The sequence below is a fragment of the Pseudomonas sp. P1_A1 genome (genome assembly GCF_056406935.1).
In genome coordinates, this window is record NZ_JBFTZE010000006.1 from 331,791 (window position 1) to 347,298 (window position 15,508).

General features: G+C 58.3%; 13 protein-coding genes and 1 pseudogene. 7 read left to right on the forward strand and 7 right to left on the reverse strand.

Annotated features, from left to right (window positions below; all coding sequences use genetic code 11):
- Positions 1-271 precede the first annotated feature (271 nt).
- The 6 genes from AC1D2Q_RS12100 to AC1D2Q_RS12125 all read right to left on the reverse strand — a co-directional run bounded on the left by AC1D2Q_RS12100 (position 272) and on the right by AC1D2Q_RS12125 (position 6,300).
- Positions 272-1,012, reverse strand: a complete 741-nt coding sequence (locus AC1D2Q_RS12100; protein ID WP_477813314.1) for a hypothetical protein — start codon at positions 1,010-1,012, stop codon at positions 272-274.
- Between the two features lie 264 nt (positions 1,013-1,276).
- Entirely contained in the window at positions 1,277-2,287 is a 1,011-nt protein-coding gene (locus tag AC1D2Q_RS12105) for a hypothetical protein (protein WP_477813315.1), read from the reverse strand.
- 48 nt (positions 2,288-2,335) lie between these two features.
- Entirely contained in the window at positions 2,336-2,731 is a 396-nt protein-coding gene (locus AC1D2Q_RS12110) for a hypothetical protein (protein WP_477813316.1), read from the reverse strand.
- A 295-nt stretch (positions 2,732-3,026) separates the two neighbouring features.
- A complete protein-coding gene (locus tag AC1D2Q_RS12115; RefSeq protein ID WP_477813317.1) occupies positions 3,027-3,359 on the reverse strand; it encodes a hypothetical protein in 333 nt (110 codons plus the stop codon).
- Between the two features lie 157 nt (positions 3,360-3,516).
- The gene (locus AC1D2Q_RS12120) at positions 3,517-4,053 is read right to left on the reverse strand and encodes a hypothetical protein (RefSeq protein ID WP_477813318.1); all 537 of its coding nucleotides are present in this window, start codon (positions 4,051-4,053) and stop codon (positions 3,517-3,519) included.
- Positions 4,054-4,821: 768 nt separating this feature from the next.
- Positions 4,822-6,300 carry a tyrosine-type recombinase/integrase gene (locus tag AC1D2Q_RS12125; protein WP_477813319.1) on the reverse strand — a complete coding sequence of 493 codons (1,479 nt, stop codon included), beginning with the start codon at positions 6,298-6,300 and terminating at the stop codon, positions 4,822-4,824.
- Between the two features lie 430 nt (positions 6,301-6,730).
- Here AC1D2Q_RS12125 and AC1D2Q_RS12130 point away from each other — a divergent pair, with 430 nt between their 5' ends.
- The 7 genes from AC1D2Q_RS12130 (at position 6,731) to AC1D2Q_RS12160 (ending at position 15,254) form a co-directional block, all read left to right on the forward strand.
- The gene (locus AC1D2Q_RS12130; protein WP_477813320.1) at positions 6,731-7,441 is read left to right on the forward strand and encodes a histidine phosphatase family protein; all 711 of its coding nucleotides are present in this window, start codon (positions 6,731-6,733) and stop codon (positions 7,439-7,441) included.
- 64 nt (positions 7,442-7,505) lie between these two features.
- Complete coding sequence (locus tag AC1D2Q_RS12135; protein WP_007941766.1) at positions 7,506-7,820, forward strand: SCP2 sterol-binding domain-containing protein; 315 nt, start codon at positions 7,506-7,508, stop codon at positions 7,818-7,820.
- A gap of 305 nt (positions 7,821-8,125) precedes the next feature.
- On the forward strand, positions 8,126-9,973 hold the full coding sequence (locus AC1D2Q_RS12140) for an amidohydrolase (protein WP_477813333.1): 1,848 nt from the start codon (positions 8,126-8,128) through the stop codon (positions 9,971-9,973).
- Between the two features lie 198 nt (positions 9,974-10,171).
- Positions 10,172-11,890: a hydrogenase maturation protein gene (locus AC1D2Q_RS12145; RefSeq protein WP_477813321.1), complete on the forward strand. Its 1,719-nt coding sequence runs from the start codon at positions 10,172-10,174 to the stop codon at positions 11,888-11,890.
- Between the two features lie 158 nt (positions 11,891-12,048).
- Positions 12,049-12,912: a LysR family transcriptional regulator gene (locus AC1D2Q_RS12150; RefSeq protein WP_477813322.1), complete on the forward strand. Its 864-nt coding sequence runs from the start codon at positions 12,049-12,051 to the stop codon at positions 12,910-12,912.
- A 108-nt stretch (positions 12,913-13,020) separates the two neighbouring features.
- Positions 13,021-14,166: an SRPBCC family protein gene (locus AC1D2Q_RS12155; protein ID WP_477813323.1), complete on the forward strand. Its 1,146-nt coding sequence runs from the start codon at positions 13,021-13,023 to the stop codon at positions 14,164-14,166.
- Positions 14,163-15,254, forward strand: a complete 1,092-nt coding sequence (locus AC1D2Q_RS12160) for an SMP-30/gluconolactonase/LRE family protein (RefSeq protein WP_477813324.1) — start codon at positions 14,163-14,165, stop codon at positions 15,252-15,254. Before AC1D2Q_RS12155 ends, AC1D2Q_RS12160 begins: the two co-directional genes overlap by 4 nt.
- Before the next feature lie 43 nt (positions 15,255-15,297).
- Here AC1D2Q_RS12160 and AC1D2Q_RS12165 read toward each other — a convergent pair.
- A pseudogene (locus AC1D2Q_RS12165) lies at positions 15,298-15,508 on the reverse strand (IS110 family transposase); the annotation flags it as partial.

A 15,508-nucleotide genomic window follows, 5' to 3' on the forward strand; every position in this document is an offset into this window, starting at 1 on the left:
TGATGCTGAACCCTGAATTACGTGGCTTACAGTGCGCACATGGGCGCGATAAGGCCCCATGCGGGCATCTGCGAACCCCTCAGAGCGATGGCATACGGGGGAACCTGCGTGGTATGTATCAATGAGGTGGTCATTCCCAAATTTTCTGTATTTTCTCGTTAAGGTCCCTTGAGGTGCCCGTAAAGCCAAAAGGCAAAATGGACAGCCACACAGACCAGATAGGCAGCCTGTAGGGTGTCCATTGGGTTCTCCTTTTGAGATGGTGGTGGACTCAGTAGTCCGGGGATGATGCCTTGAGGTTCTCCTTGAGTCGGGTCTTGGAGGCTCGCTTGGCTTTGTCCTTACGGGCCTTCTCCTCGGCCACCTTAAGGTTGATCTCCTCGGCCTTGCTGCGCAGCCAATCCAGACCACGGGGCTTTACCCGCCAGCCTTCCCGGTTGCCGAAGTCCGATGAGACTTTCACGAAGGCACTCTTCTCGAAGCCGGACTTGTGTGGTCGAGGTGAGCCCTCACGGGACCCGAAGTTATCCACGGGGTACACAAAGGCGCCCATTGAGACCAAAGCATCTTGAGCGAGTCGAGGTTGTTGGATACCAGCCACACGACACGCCTCAGTCCATGTCAGGCCAGCGCCTCGGGCTTTCATATCGAGAGTCGAAGCCTTGGGCATATTAGCGTCTAAGAGGGCATCCTTATAGCGAAGCTCACTGACTGCACTGTTACGCATGGCGACGAAAGCAGAGGCCACCATCAGATAAAACTCAGGCGAGACCCACATGGCATAGGCGATGGTCCCCAGCTCATCTGCAAATGAGCCCACCTTGTCCACCTTCACGAAATTTCGGGAAGCTTCGAGGGCTCGTGAGATTTCATTATCCCACTTTGACGGAGACTTGCTGTCTGGCAGGTCGAGCCCCTTATGGATCTCGTTGAGATGCCACATGCGGTCTTGGTTGGCCGAGAAGGTGTGACCCATCAGGGATACAGGAATAGGGCTATTGGTCATGTTCATTGTCTTGTTCCTCTTGTTTGCTCCCTCAAGTTCGCTCCCACAGTCCAGCGCAGAGACCCGACAAAGGTTCTGGACGGCGGCATGAAGAAGCAAACAGGAAGACTCTACGATTGATTGGGTGATGCCCAGCGACGGGCGAAGGGTTGAAGCGAAGTTGGCTGGTCCTGATACGGACTAAGGTTGTCGGTCCCCGTTGGTGAGGTTTTTTGTGAAGTGATGCCCCTGCCGTTCCCTCTCGGGTCGGCCTTACGGGGCTCTTTACGATCAGCTCAAAGTAACGCGGGTGATCATCGGGAAGGCCACAGTCTCGGTCTGAAGACCATCAGCAGTCAGCTTCACACGGACCTTACCGTTGGCGATGATATCCACAATGGTCATGATCTCGATGTCCCATGCTTGATGAGCACCATTACGGGTCGCTTGGATCTTCCAGATGTCGCCGTTACGGCCTTCGCGGTAGCTCAGCGAGGTGAACATCTTAGGCAGCATGAACAGACCATAGTCAGTGCCGCTGTAAGGTTGCACAGAGGCACCAATCAGAGCCTCAATATCCTCGACACCGGCACTCTGAGCAGCACGCTCAAGAATAGCCAGCAGGGTCGCAGGCAGCAGGACCACGAAGTCAGCCAGCGAGGTGCCCACAGTCTGGTTGATGTTCATGGTCAGGATGTCGATAAGGCCCTCAGCGATCTCTACAGGCTTGCCGGTTGGCTTAGCCACAGAGAAGCTCTCAGTGCTTGGGGCGGTCGAAAGGATCTTAGCGATACTCCCAGCGGCCTCATACTCGATGTCCCGCAACAGCTTCTCAGCGGTCTGGTTCATGGAGCCCTCGGTGAAGCCAGCCATCAAGGTATGGTCAAGTAGGGTGAAGCGCTTGCTAATCAGCAATGCCTCAGAGGTCGGTTCAGTGAAGATCACAGACCCAGCCAGGACGGGGCCCTTCGAAATGGTCTCATTGTCCCAGTTCCTACGAGGGTCGAAACTGACGGTGCGGTCGGCCATGGTGATGATCTGTTGACCACTGGCCTCAGAGCCAGCCGGGCGGAACTCACAAGGGGTTGCCTCCATGGCAGCCTCACGCCACTCATCACTATTTAGGAGTTCGTCGAGGCCATCTGTCAGGGCTTCCACATAGACGGACACATCGGTAGCTGCCAAGTCTTCCGAGCGGATGTTGCCGGTGGTGAACTGGATGGTGCTACCGTTCTCGAAGGTCGAGGTCAGGTGCTTAACGTTAGTGGTGGTCGGTGCTACGTATTGGTTATGCAGTTTCATGGGCATGGTTCTCCTGAATTAGATAGTGATGTGGTATCGAGGGTGCTGTTACCAGCCAGATGAGCGAGAGGCCGCTCGGACACGGGCACCTTGTTCTCGAATGGCAGCAGCTCGGGCTTCTCTGTCGGCCTTCGCTTGGGCCAGCTCACGGGGCGTCCATTCACGGCAGCGCTCAGCATGGGCAACGGACTCACGTTGCTGGCGGGCTCTCTCAGTTGCCTTTGCGTGCTGGTCTTGGCGGTATTCTCGGGCGACATCGGGAATAGCAGTGAGCGACAGACCGGCCTCATCGAAGGCCTTAACAACCTCGAACTTGGTGCTGTTATTGCTGCCAAATTGAGCCATCAACAAAGGCAGCATGATGGTCTCGACGTACTCACGTTTCATGATCTGACCGGAGATGGTCACTTCATCTTTCAGGACGTTGGTGATGTTGATTTGCATGGTGTTGGATCTCCTATTAGGGCGACCCATTCGTTCAGCCTTGGCGCCATAGACGCGCACGACAAGACGGCAAGGAGGGAGCCGCGTGGGCATCTTCCAAGACTGACGAATGGGTTCTTGATTGGGTTGTGTGGCTAATGCTGGATCAGGACATGGCGGACCTGAGAGGCATCTTTGAGGACAACCGTGGCGACGGTCATTGCTACTGGCGAGGGACGATTACCGGAATCTTTTTATTGATTCTCTGGTCTCTCCTCAATAGTGAGGGGTTTTAAACGACACCTTGACGGAGACCTTAAACCCTGAGCGATATTGGGTCAGCTCCCGTCAAGGGGATCTTCAGGGGTGACGTAGCGATAGCCTGAAGGCAGACCCCTTGGGCGACCAGAGAGGACACCCGCTCGGCAGTCTTTGCGGACAGCTTAAAGGCGACCTCTTTGAGCATGGCATCAGTGTCGAAGGTGACGACCCCAGAATCGTAGGTCCTAAAGGATGCGCTTTGATTCTTCAGGACTCTACGAAGCTCAATCAGTTGAGGTCGTGAAGGTGCTGGGAAGACCAGAGACAAGGTGGCTAAGTCGTCTTCAGCGAGCATTGAGGTTGCTGGGCAAGTGATGAGAGCAGTCATAAAGTTCTCCTTGAGGTTGTTCTTTAAGATTCCTTTTGGGAGGAGTGATTATTATCACTACCCCTCTTCTCAATGAGCGGGTCGATAAGGGGTCTGTTATCTGGTCGATTGCTATGGTCGATTGGGTGTCCTAAGGGTTCTTATAAGTATGCGGCATTTAATCAGAGACACTCTCAGCCCCCAGCGTCCTCAGGTCTTGGTGTAGCTTTGCGAGGTCTTCAGGACTTGGCGGCTCAAGCTGGTCTTCCCAGTCATTGACTCGGGTGTCGGCCTTTAGGAAGCCGTAGCGCATCTCATGGCTGAGGTCATCGGGGCGACTCTTAAGAAGGTACGGCATCGCCAACTCAATGGCCTTCACGTAGCGCTGAGCCTGCCGGAGACCCAGCCGGTATTGAGCCATGACGGTGGCCGCTGAGACGACCTCAAGTTCCGCGAGGATGGCTACAAGGCGCTTCACGGACAGAGGCTTGGATGAGCCACCAGACCCGATAGGCCGGTCATGCCAGTCCAGCCGAGCGATGCCCTCAAGGATGTCCATGGCGAAGGTAGGATATTGGCCGTAGTCAGTGGTCGGACCGATGAAGTCGTGGAATAGGTTGGTGATGATCTTGGTTGGTCGGCCTCGGCCACGCTTGGGGATGGCGAGCGATGCGGTGGTGATGGCTTCGTGTAGAGCGGGGTCATAGCTGGTCATTGGAATGGTCCTCGTCTGTCGCCACGACGCTGTGGCAATAGTGAGGGTTTTTAACGACAGCTACTTTCGACCAGCAAACACGGGGCTTCAGGACATCTTGAGGTTTACTGCCTCGCTCCTACGCTCACGGAGCAAGGCCAGGACCCAGCGAGTGGATTAGATTTCACGTAGGAGCGCGTAAATTGAGCCTTTCTTGCGGAACATGGGCGCGGAACTTTAATAGACCAAGAGCTGGTCAAGGACGCTCAAGGTTCCCGCCCGATAGCCCCTTACAGTACTCCCTTAGATTGTGAACAGTGGTCATGACGCAGGGCTTGTGAATGGCCCATTCCTCAGGGCAAACCCAGTCATAAAACTCAAGGGTCTGACTGTTATCATGACCAGTAATGGACTCCAACAACTCCATACCTTTCGCTAACGAAATGGGTCTAAGGGTCTCTTTGTCTATAATGTGAGCGGCATACTTATTTCGGAACTTGCAAATATTCCGCTGCTCTATCTGGGCTGCATCCCTGTAGATACCCTCAGTTTCCTCCTTTGGTAGGCGACTCAGAAACTTTGTGTATTTGGTCCTAATCTCATGCAGTTTGAATAGAGAAAGCATGATGCTGTGATTACACACCCGCAAGCGCCCCATGGCTTTGTAAGTGCTCTCAGGGCTCCCATCATGCAGTCTAAATACCTCGCGTCCCATCCCAACTGCTGCTGCAAGATCGACCACTAAATCGTTTAGCAGCCATTTAATATGATTTGCCTCATTATCTAAGCTCAAACCGTCACCCCATCAATTCCGAAAGCTTTTTTGAGAGCCTCAGCCATCCGCCCCAACTGCACAGTCCCAGCGGCACCATAAAGATCATACGTAATCGACCCAGAGCTATGCCCAGTGATCTCCTGAGAGATTCCCAAGGACACCTCTGCGGCCTTGAGGCGCCCCGACATGGAGTGACGAAGCGAGTGGAAAGACAGCCCGGTATTGGTCTCGGTGCCCAGCACATCACGAGTCAACTGATTCAGCATGGACGTGAAGCCACTTGAGGACCGCTTGAATAGCTTCCCATCGGCAGTCTCAGCGAATGCCTTGAGCGCCTCCAAGTCCAGACCATAGGCAGCCACCAAGGGCACCTTACGGACACTGAATTTGTTCTTGATGGTCTTTCCGTCATTGGTGTTTATGTCCATGACCAATAAGCCTTGGGCCTCAATGATGTCTTTCGAGGTCAACTGGTAGATCTCACCAATACGGGCCCCAGAGACCACGCCAATGCTCAGCGCCCAACGCTTCCAATCAGTCGCCGGGAGCTTGTTCGCGTAGTCCATGAGCTGGGTCACTTGTGCCGGTGAGAACTCCTTACGCTGGCTATCAGAACCCCTAAGTATCTGGAGCTTCTTGTCGTAAGCCTTCTCGATATAGGCATTGGCTTCAGCCCAGCTCATAACCGTGGAGAGGTGAGTCAGGATTTTATTGACCGTCGAAACCTTACGGCCCTCCTTCAGGCCATCCCTCAAGGCCAACATGTGAGCCCGTGTGTGGGTCTTCAGGTCCAAGTCCCCGAGAAGCACGCTGATGGTGTTGCAGGACGCCCTGAGGTTCTTCAGGGTGGAGCCAGTGAGGTCATCTTTGTGTTCAGCCATATAGAGCCCTGAGAGGTGCTCGAAGGTGTGCAGCAGAGAACCTTCAGGAGCCCCTTGAGGCGCTAATACAGATAGGGACACAGGTAAAGGCACGTCACTCGCGTGCTTCATATCTTCGATGATCTCAACGATCTCTCCAAGGCTTCCATGAGTTCGCTCTTCAGCGGCAGCCATGATCCTTGTCCCCATCATCACCGCCTTGGCCTGATCGGAGTTCAAGGGCACCGTACAGGCGATCTCGTCGAGGTCCCTACGGATCTCGGAATAGACCAACCCCATGCCGCCATAAGCTGGTGAGGCGCTCACAGGGTCGTAAGGGTCCCACGCGGAGCCGGTTCCCAAGACGCCCTCAGCGATCTCCTTGAGGCGCTCGCGGAGTTGATCCCAAGTGGCCTCGGGTCGATCAAGATGGAAGGTTCTGAGTGTGGTCAGCAGGTGCTTTGCGATGGTCACAGCGGTGTGCCTATGGATCGTCTTGAGGGAGAGCGTGCAGGTAGCTTTAGAGCCCAGTGGGCGTATGCGGAGAGTGTAACGGCCTTGCCTGCGGTAGACCCATGGCGTGGCGAGTTCTAACAGGGTTCTAACAGTTGCTGCTTTGGTGGTGAAGGTCATGGTTGGTCGCGCCCTTGTCCTGCTTGGGTTTGACCTTCGTTGCGCCCCAGTTGGACAAAAACTCCACAGAGACTCCTTCAACACGATGCGCGGCATGAACACGCGCGGGATACCTCCAGCATACCCATGAGCCGGCCCGGCGACCAGTCGTGAAACCTCGAGTGTCCTGTCTCACAAATACTGTTCCTTTTTGACGGCGTCCGTTGCCGTCATGCTGCGTCGCCGCTCCTCGCCATAGCGGGCTATGACTCTTCGCGGCGCCTTGCCTGACGACAACAGCCACTCGTCAAAAGAGGAACGTATTTGTAAGACAGGACACTAGCAACAGGCCTGTAACGGGCATTTCAAACAAGCGTATGTTTTTTCATTGACAGCTCACCGTCATCCTCATAACCTCGCCAAACCTTCAACGTACCGGGATGACGCGGACGTGGGCAGCATCTATTTGATTCGACATGGCCAGGCCTCCTTTGGTGCAGACGACTATGACGTTCTGTCGCCGACCGGTATTCGCCAGGCAGAAGTCCTCGGCCGGCACCTGGCCGAGCTCGGTGTCAGCTTCGATCGCTGCCTGTCGGGCGACCTGCGCCGTCAGCAACACACGGCCACCAGCGCGCTGGAACAGCTCGCCGCCGTGGGCTTGCCGGTACCGACGCTGGAAATCGATTGTGCCTTCAACGAGTTCGACGCCGACGCGGTGATCCGCGCCCTGCTGCCGGCCATGCTGGAAGACGAGCCCGAGGCGCTGGAGACCCTGCGCAACGCCGCGCAAAACCGTGCCGAGTTCCAGCGCATCTTCGCCCTGATCATCGAGCGCTGGCTCGCCGGCACCTATGACACACCGGGCCTGGAAAGCTGGCTGGGCTTCGTCGATCGTGTGCAGGCTGGCCTGCAGCGGCTGCTCGAAAATGCCGACAACACCCAGAAAATCGCCGTGTTCACCTCCGGCGGCACCATCACTGCCCTGCTCCACCTCATTACGCAAATGCCTGCCAGGCAGGCCTTTGAACTGAACTGGCAAATCGTCAACACCTCGCTCAACCTGCTCAAGTTTCGTGGTCGCGAGGTGGCCCTGGCTTCCTTCAACAGTCATACGCACCTGCAACTGCTGAAGGCCCCGGAACTCATCACGTTTCGCTGATTCCGGACTATTGTGACCCTGGCTGTATCCACCCAGCTCTTATTACCCAAGAAAGGATCGAACCATGACCTCCGTAGCTGATGCCGTACAAGCAATGAAAGCCAAGTTCAACCCAGCCGCTGCTGCCGGTCTGGACCTGGTATTCGGTTTCCGCATCGACGACACCAAGAACTTCTCGTTGATCGTCAAAGACGGCACCTGCGAGCTGCAAGAAGGCGAAAACCCGGACGCCCAGGTGACTCTGGTGATGGACGGCGAAACCCTGGAAGGCATCGTCGACGGTTCGACCGACGGCATGCAAGCGTTCATGGGCGGCAAACTGCGCGCTGAAGGCGACATGATGCTGGCCATGAAACTGTCCGAGCTGTTCCCAGGCTAAGACGACGGCTCCCGCTACCGGGAGCCTCTCTGGCTGCATGCGAATCCCGCCCCTCGTGGCGGGATTTGTCGTTTTTCACCCTCGGAAAACGGCTATCTGTGGATATGCCGTCTATATTCCTTCTGGCCGCATGCGTCAGACATCGGCTGTTTGCCCTCGCTTCTTTTATAAAGAACTGTGTGGAGAGCACTGCCATGAGCCCACCTGACGAGCACAATGACTTCAGTCGCCGCCGTGTACTGCAAGGTCTTTCGGCAGGCGCCATCGGTGCCTGGATCAGTCCGCTAACCGCAGGGAGTAAAACCATGCCCGACACCCCCGCCGACCTGATTCTGTACAACGGACGCCTGCACACCGTCGACCGCAAGAAACCCCAGGCCAGCGCCGTCGCGATCAAGGACGAGCGCTTTGTGGTGGTCGGCAGCGATGCCCAGGCCATGGCCCTGCAAGGCCCCGGCACGCAAATCGTTGACCTGCATGGGCGTACGGTGATTCCCGGCCTCAACGACTCGCACCTGCACCTGATTCGTGGCGGCCTCAATTACAACCTCGAACTGCGCTGGGAAGGCGTGCCGTCCCTGGCTGATGCGCTGCGTATGCTCAAGGATCAGGCCGACCGCACCCCTACCCCGCAATGGGTGCGGGTGGTCGGTGGCTGGAATGAATTCCAGTTTGCCGAAAAACGCATGCCGACCCTTGAAGATCTGAACAAAGCCGCGCCGGACACTCCGGTATTCGTCCTGCACCTCTACGACCGCGCCCTGCTCAACCGTGCCGCACTGAAAGTGGTCGGCTACACCCGTGATACGCCGAACCCGCCGGGCGGCGAGATCCAGCGCGATGCCAATGGCGACCCCACCGGCATGCTGATCGCCCGCCCGAATGCGATGATCCTCTACTCAACCCTGGCCAAAGGGCCGAAGCTGCCGCTGGAATATCAGGTCAACTCGACCCGCCAGTTCATGCGCGAACTCAACCGACTGGGCATCACCAGCGCCATCGATGCCGGCGGCGGTTATCAGAATTACCCGGACGACTATCAAGTCATCCAGCAACTGGCCAAAGATCAACAGCTCACGGTGCGCATTGCCTACAACCTGTTCACCCAGAAACCCAAGGAAGAATTGACCGACTTCAAAAACTGGACCAGCACTTCCCATTACGGCCAGGGCGATGACTTCCTGCGGCACAACGGCGCCGGCGAGATGCTGGTGTTCTCGGCAGCGGATTTCGAAGACTTCCTCGAACCGCGCCCGGACCTGCCGCAAACCATGGAGCAGGAGCTGGAACCGGTGGTGCGGCATCTGGTGGAGCAGCGCTGGCCCTTCCGCCTGCACGCCACCTACAACGAATCCATCAGCCGCATGCTCGACGTGTTCGAGAAGGTCAACCGGGATATTCCGTTCAACGGTTTGCCATGGTTCTTCGATCACGCCGAAACCATCACCCCCCGTAACATCGAACGGGTCAAGGCCCTGGGCGGTGGCATCGCCATTCAGGACCGCATGGCGTTCCAGGGCGAATACTTCGTCGACCGTTACGGAGCCAAAGCGGCCGAAGCGACACCACCGATCGCGCGCATGCTCGCCGAGGGCGTTCCAGTGGGCGCCGGCACCGATGCCACGCGCGTCTCCAGCTACAACCCCTGGACATCGCTGTACTGGCTGGTCAGCGGCCGCACCGTCGGCGGGCTGGAGCTGTACCCACAGGGCTTGAGCCGCGATACCGCACTGGAACTCTTCACCCACGGCAGCGCCTGGTTTTCCTCCGAACAAGGCAAGAAAGGCCAGATCAAAGTCGGGCAACTGGCGGACCTGATTGCGCTGTCGGCAGACTACTTTCACATCGAAGACGAAGCCATCAAATGGATCGAGTCGGTGCTGACTATTGTCGACGGCAAGATCGTCCACGGTAGCGTCGAGTTCGAAAAACTGGGGCCACCGCCAATCCCGGTGGTGCCTGAGTGGTCGCCCGTGGTGAATGTACCGGGGCACTGGAAACCCCTGGCGCCACTGACCGCGCAAGTGCACCAGTGTGTGGGCGCTTGCGCGGTGCATGCCCATAGCCATGAACGGGCGCGGTTGTCGTCGGCGCCGGTCAGTGACTTTCAAGGTTTTTGGGGAGCGTTTGGCTGTTCGTGTTTTGCGTTTTGAAAAGAGAAAAGATCGTCCGAAGGCTCGGGCCGCGTTCGGACGATCTTTTGATTTTAAGCCTCCGCAACATCCGCTGACGCAAGCTTGATCTCGATCAGTTGTTCTCCCTCCCGCACTCTCTACTATCACGCTTCCATCGAAGGCCAAGGACGGCTCATTGGGAGCCTGCGGCCGATCATTCTCAAGGAAGAGTCAATCATGCGGTCATTGAAGATCATTCTGCTGGCATCGGCGTTCAACGGCCTGACCCAGCGGGCCTGGCTGGACTTGCGTCAGGCCGGCCACTCGCCCAGCGTGGTGCTGTTCACCGATGAAGATACGGTGTGCGAGCAGATCGAACACTCCGGCGCCGACCTGGTGATCTGCCCGTTTCTCAAGGACCGGGTACCGCAGCAACTGTGGAGCAACCTCAAGCGCCCTGTGGTGATCATTCATCCAGGCATCGTCGGCGACCGAGGCGCCAGTGCGCTGGACTGGGCGATCACCCGTGAACTGAGCCGTTGGGGCGTGACCGCATTGCAAGCAGTGGAGGAAATGGACGCCGGGCCGGTCTGGGCCACCTGTGAATTCAATTTGCCCCAGGGCTTGCGCAAATCCGAGTTGTACAACGGCCGTGTCAGCGACGCGGCGATCGTCTGCATTCGCGAAGTCGTGGAAAAATTCATCGACGGTTTCGAGCCAGTGCCTTTGGACTACAGCCAACGCCATGTGATTGGCCGCTTGCAGCCGAACATGAAGCAAGCTGACCGGATCTTCAGCTGGCACGACAGCGCACACTTCATCAAACGCCGCATCGACGCCGCCGACGGTCAGCCCGGCGTATTGGCCAGTCTGGCCGGCGGTCAGTATTACCTGTATGACGCCCATCTGGATTCGCGCAGTGGCACGCCGGGGGAGATTCTCGCGGTGCACGACGATGCGGTGCTGGTCGCGACCGGTAATCACAGCCTGTGGATCGGTTCGCTGCGACGCAAACCCCGGCCCGGCGAAGAAACCTTCAAGCGTCCGGCCCGGCATGTGCTCGCCGAACAGCTTGCGCAAGTCCCGACCCTTGATTGGTCGATCGCCTCTCAACCATTTAACAGCGAAAGCTATCAACCGATCCGCTATCGCGAGTCGGGGCATGTCGGCGAGCTGACCTTCGAGTTTTACAACGGCGCCATGAGCACCGAACAGTGCCAACGACTGGTGGAGGCCCTGCGCTGGGCCAAGTCCCGGGACACCCAAGTGCTGCTGATCAAAGGTGGACGCGGCAGTTTCTCCAACGGCGTGCACCTCAACGTGATCCAGGCCGCAGCGGTTCCGGGGCTGGAAGCCTGGGCCAATATTCAAGCGATCGACGACGTCTGCCAGGAACTGCTCAGCGCCCGGCAACTGGTGGTCAGTGGCCTGACCGGCAATGCCGGGGCCGGCGGCGTGATGCTGGCGCTGGCTGCCGACATCGTCTTCGCCCGCTCCGACATCGTGCTCAACCCCCATTACAAGACCATGGGCCTGTACGGCTCCGAATACTGGACCTACAGCCTGCCCCGCGCCGTCGGCCCGGCGATGGCGGAAAAACTCACCGAAGACTGTCTGCCGATCAGCGCCGTCCAGGCCTTGCAGTTGGGCATGGTCCAGGAAATCGGTCCGCGCTGCCCGGACGAGTTTGGCCTGTGGCTGTTGCAGCGCGCCAATGGAACGTTGAGTGATCCGGCGTACCAGGCGGTGCGGGAGCGTAAAAACCGGTTCGATACTCAATTGATGCAGCACTGCCGCAATGCCGAGCTGGAAGAAATGCATCAGGACATGGTGCAAAACCGTAAACAGTTCGCCGAGAAGTGCAGAAATTTTGTGCTTAAGCGCAAGGCGTGTGGCACGCCGCAGCGGTTGGTGGCCGATTGGGCGGTGGTGAGGGCGGTTGAGGTGGCGGACTAATTGTTTGGCACGAGGTGATCAGGCCGGACAGTGAACTCTGTGGCGAGGGAGCTTGGGGCCGCTTCGCGCCCCAGCGGGAGCAAGCGCCCTCGCCACAGACGGTATCGGAAGACCATGGCTGCTCTTACAATGCCCGCACCTCCCACATCGGCCTGCCCATGGACATCGACCTCGCCCGCACCTTTCTGGAAATCGTCCGCCACGGCAGCCTGGCCGCGGCGGCTGAAAAGCTGCACGTCACCCAGACCGCGATCACTGCCCGGGTGCAGAAACTCGAAAGTCAGCTGGGCAGCACGCTGTTTGTGCGCAATCGTGCCGGCGCGCGCCTGACGCCGAACGGCGAGGCCTTTGTGGTTTACGCCAATCAACTGGTGCAGACCTGGGAAGCCGCTCGTCGCGACTTGCCACTGCCCGAGGGCTACCGCGACGTGCTGCACATCGGTGGCGAGGTCAGCCTGTGCAACCCGTTGATGCTCAGTTGGGCCGGGGAACTGCGCGAGAAGATTCCCAGCCACGCCCTGCGCATGGAAATCCGCGATGGCGAAAACCTGCTGCGCCAACTGGAATTGGGGGTGTTGGATGCGGCGCTGGTCTATCAGCCCGAATACTGGCCACGCCTGCAAGTCGAGCAGGTGCTGGAAGAAAAACTGATCCTGGTGCGCCTGGCCGGACGGCCCGATCCTTACGTGTATATCGACTGGGGCCCTGACTTCCGTCGTCAGCACGACGCCGCGCTGCCGGAAAAAGCCAAGGCGGCCTTGAGTTTCAACCTCGGCCCGCTGGCCTTGCAATACATCCTGGAAAACGGCGGCAGCGGCTATTTCCGCACTCGCGTGGTCCAGAGTTACCTGGAAAACGGCTTGCTGGAACAAGTGCCCAAAGCCCCGGAATTCAGCTATCCGACCTACCTGGTTTACTCCCGGGACCGCGACTCGGCGACCCTGCAACAGGCGTTCGACCTGCTGCGTGAAGTGATCAAGACCGATGACGACTGGTCCCAGCGCTGGAACCCGCTGACCTGACACCCCGTCTTGCACCGAAGCATGGCGCTTGTGTCCTCAAGGTTCGGCCTGCCTGTGCGGCGGGATCGGCTAATCTGCTGGTTATAACAATAACCACAGGTGAACTCAGTGAGGCAGACCACCGAAGCGTTCCGCGCGCGCTACCGTGCCGACATTCATCCGCTCTACAACCCTTGGTTGCACGGCGCCTTTGTGCTGCTGTTCGGGTTGCTGGCCATCGGTGGGTTCTGGCGCACGGTGCATCAGGTGCAACTTCTGGAATGGCTGACGGTGCCGCTGACCCTGTTGTTTTACAACTTCGGCGTGTACGTCGTGCATCGGCATCTGGGGCACCACAAAAAGAGCCTGGCGCGGATGTTCTACGCCCGTCACGCCGGTGACCATCACAGCTTTTTCACCCCCGGCCACATGACCTACGACAGTGCCCGGGACTGGCGGGTGATTCTGTTTCCGGCCTGGCTGATCGTGTTGCACACCCTCGTCATCACGGCGTCTGTCTGGTGGCTGCTGGCTCAGTTCAATAGCAACGTCGCGGGGCTGTTTGGTGGCTGCATGGTGCTCGGTTACCTGACCTACGAGGTGTTCCATGCCTGCGAACATCTACCGCCCGGCAACCCGGTGACGCGTTTGCCGTGGATCCGCCAGATGCGCCGTCTGCATGAGCTACATCACCGCCGGGAGCTGATGCAGGAGCGCAATTTCAATATCGTGTTGTCCCTGATGGACTACCTGTTCGGCACCCTCTACTGGGAACCGGAGCAAGCGCCCCCGCACCTGACGAGAACGCCCATGACCCGTATGCAGCATGTGATCGACATCGCTGGAAACCCGGTCGCCGTGCTCGCCTACGCCAGCACGGCGACCCATTGGCCGCAATGGCATCCATCCTCCCTCAAGGTCGACGGCCAGAGCGGCCCGCTGTATGCCGGGGCGCGGTTCGAGGAAGACATTCGCGCCGGCGGGCGTGAGGGGCATTTGAGCTGGGAAGTCGACGAATACCTGCCCGGACGCCGCTGGAGGGCTCGGGCCCGAGGCAGTCATGGTCTGTCGTTGATGGTGACTTACGAGTGTGAGGTTGAGAGCGATGACACGCGGTTTGTCCGCACTCTGGAATACAGCTTCAGCGGCCTGGCAATGCGCATTGCCAATCGTCTGGTGCTCAAGCGGCGCATCGAGCGCGAATCGGCGGAGTCAATGCTGGCGTTACGCGAGATGGTGCAAAAACATCTGGCCCTGGCAGGAGTCAGCGCATGAAAAGACCCCTCAAGTTTCGGCATTGGTTGCTGCTGCTGATCATCGTGATCAGCGCCTTGCTGTTTTTATTGCCGACCAAGGTTCAACCGGTAGCCTGGACACCGCCAACGGCGCCCTCCCTCGTCGATGGCATCTACGCCGACAATCAGCGACTCAAAGGCGTGAAACGTGTCGGTGCTGCTGACATCGACGGCCCTGAGGCGTTGCTGCTGGAGAAAGACGTCCTTATCACCGGCCTGCATGACGGCCGGTTGATTCGCACCAGCCTCGACGGCAAAACCACCCAGGTGCTGGCCGATACCGGCGGCAGGCCGCTGGGCCTGGCGCGGCACCCCAATGGTTTGTTGGTGATCGCCGACGGGGTCAAAGGTTTGCTGTCGCTCGACGCTCAGGGCCGGTTGATTCCATTGACCACCACGGCCAACAACCTGCCCTTCGGTTTTACCAATGACGTGGCCATCGACAAGCCCGGGCATTACGCTTATTTCAGCGACTCCTCCAGCCGTTGGGGCTACGGCAAGGACGGCGAGGCGATCATCGAGCACGGTGGCGACGGCCGTTTGCTGCGTTATAACTTCCAGACCGGCAATACGGCGGTCCTGCTGGACAAACTGGAGTTCGCCAACGGCGTGACACTGGGGCCTGACGACGCGTTTGTGCTGGTCAATGAAACTGGCGCCTATCGCATCAGCCGCTATTGGCTGACCGGGCCGAAAGCCGGCACCCACGATCTGTTCATCGACAATTTGCCGGGGCTGCCGGACAACCTGGCATTCAATGGCCGCGACCGTTTCTGGGTGGCGCTGTACGCACCGCGCAATGCACTGCTCGACACCACGGCGCCCTACCCTCTGGTACGCAAAATGATCGTGCGAGCGATGACTATCCTGCCCAAGCCCCTGGAGAAACGCGCCTTCGTCCTGGGACTGGACCTCGACGGCAAAGTGATTGCCAATCTGCAGGACGCCAGCAGCGGCAACTACTCACCCATCACCACCGTGCGCGAATATGGGGACTGGTTGTATCTGGGGTCGCTGAAAGCGCGGCACATGGCCAGGTTGCCATTGAGTGCAGCATTGCAGCCGTGACAGTGATCCAACTGTGGGAGATTCTATGGTTGAGGGGAAACCCTCAACTTGCTTTCGGCTGGTATTCGCTCTGCCCCTTCAGTAGCGCGAATACGACCCGAGCAAGTTTACGGGCCAGAATCACCAGTGCCTGAGTGGTGCTGAACCCTTTAGCTCGTTGCTCTTCATAAAAACCTTTCCAGGCTGCTGTTCGGCTGGCCGACATGGCTGCATTGTGCAAAAGTCGGCGCGCCTCCGGATCACCTCGTTTTGTC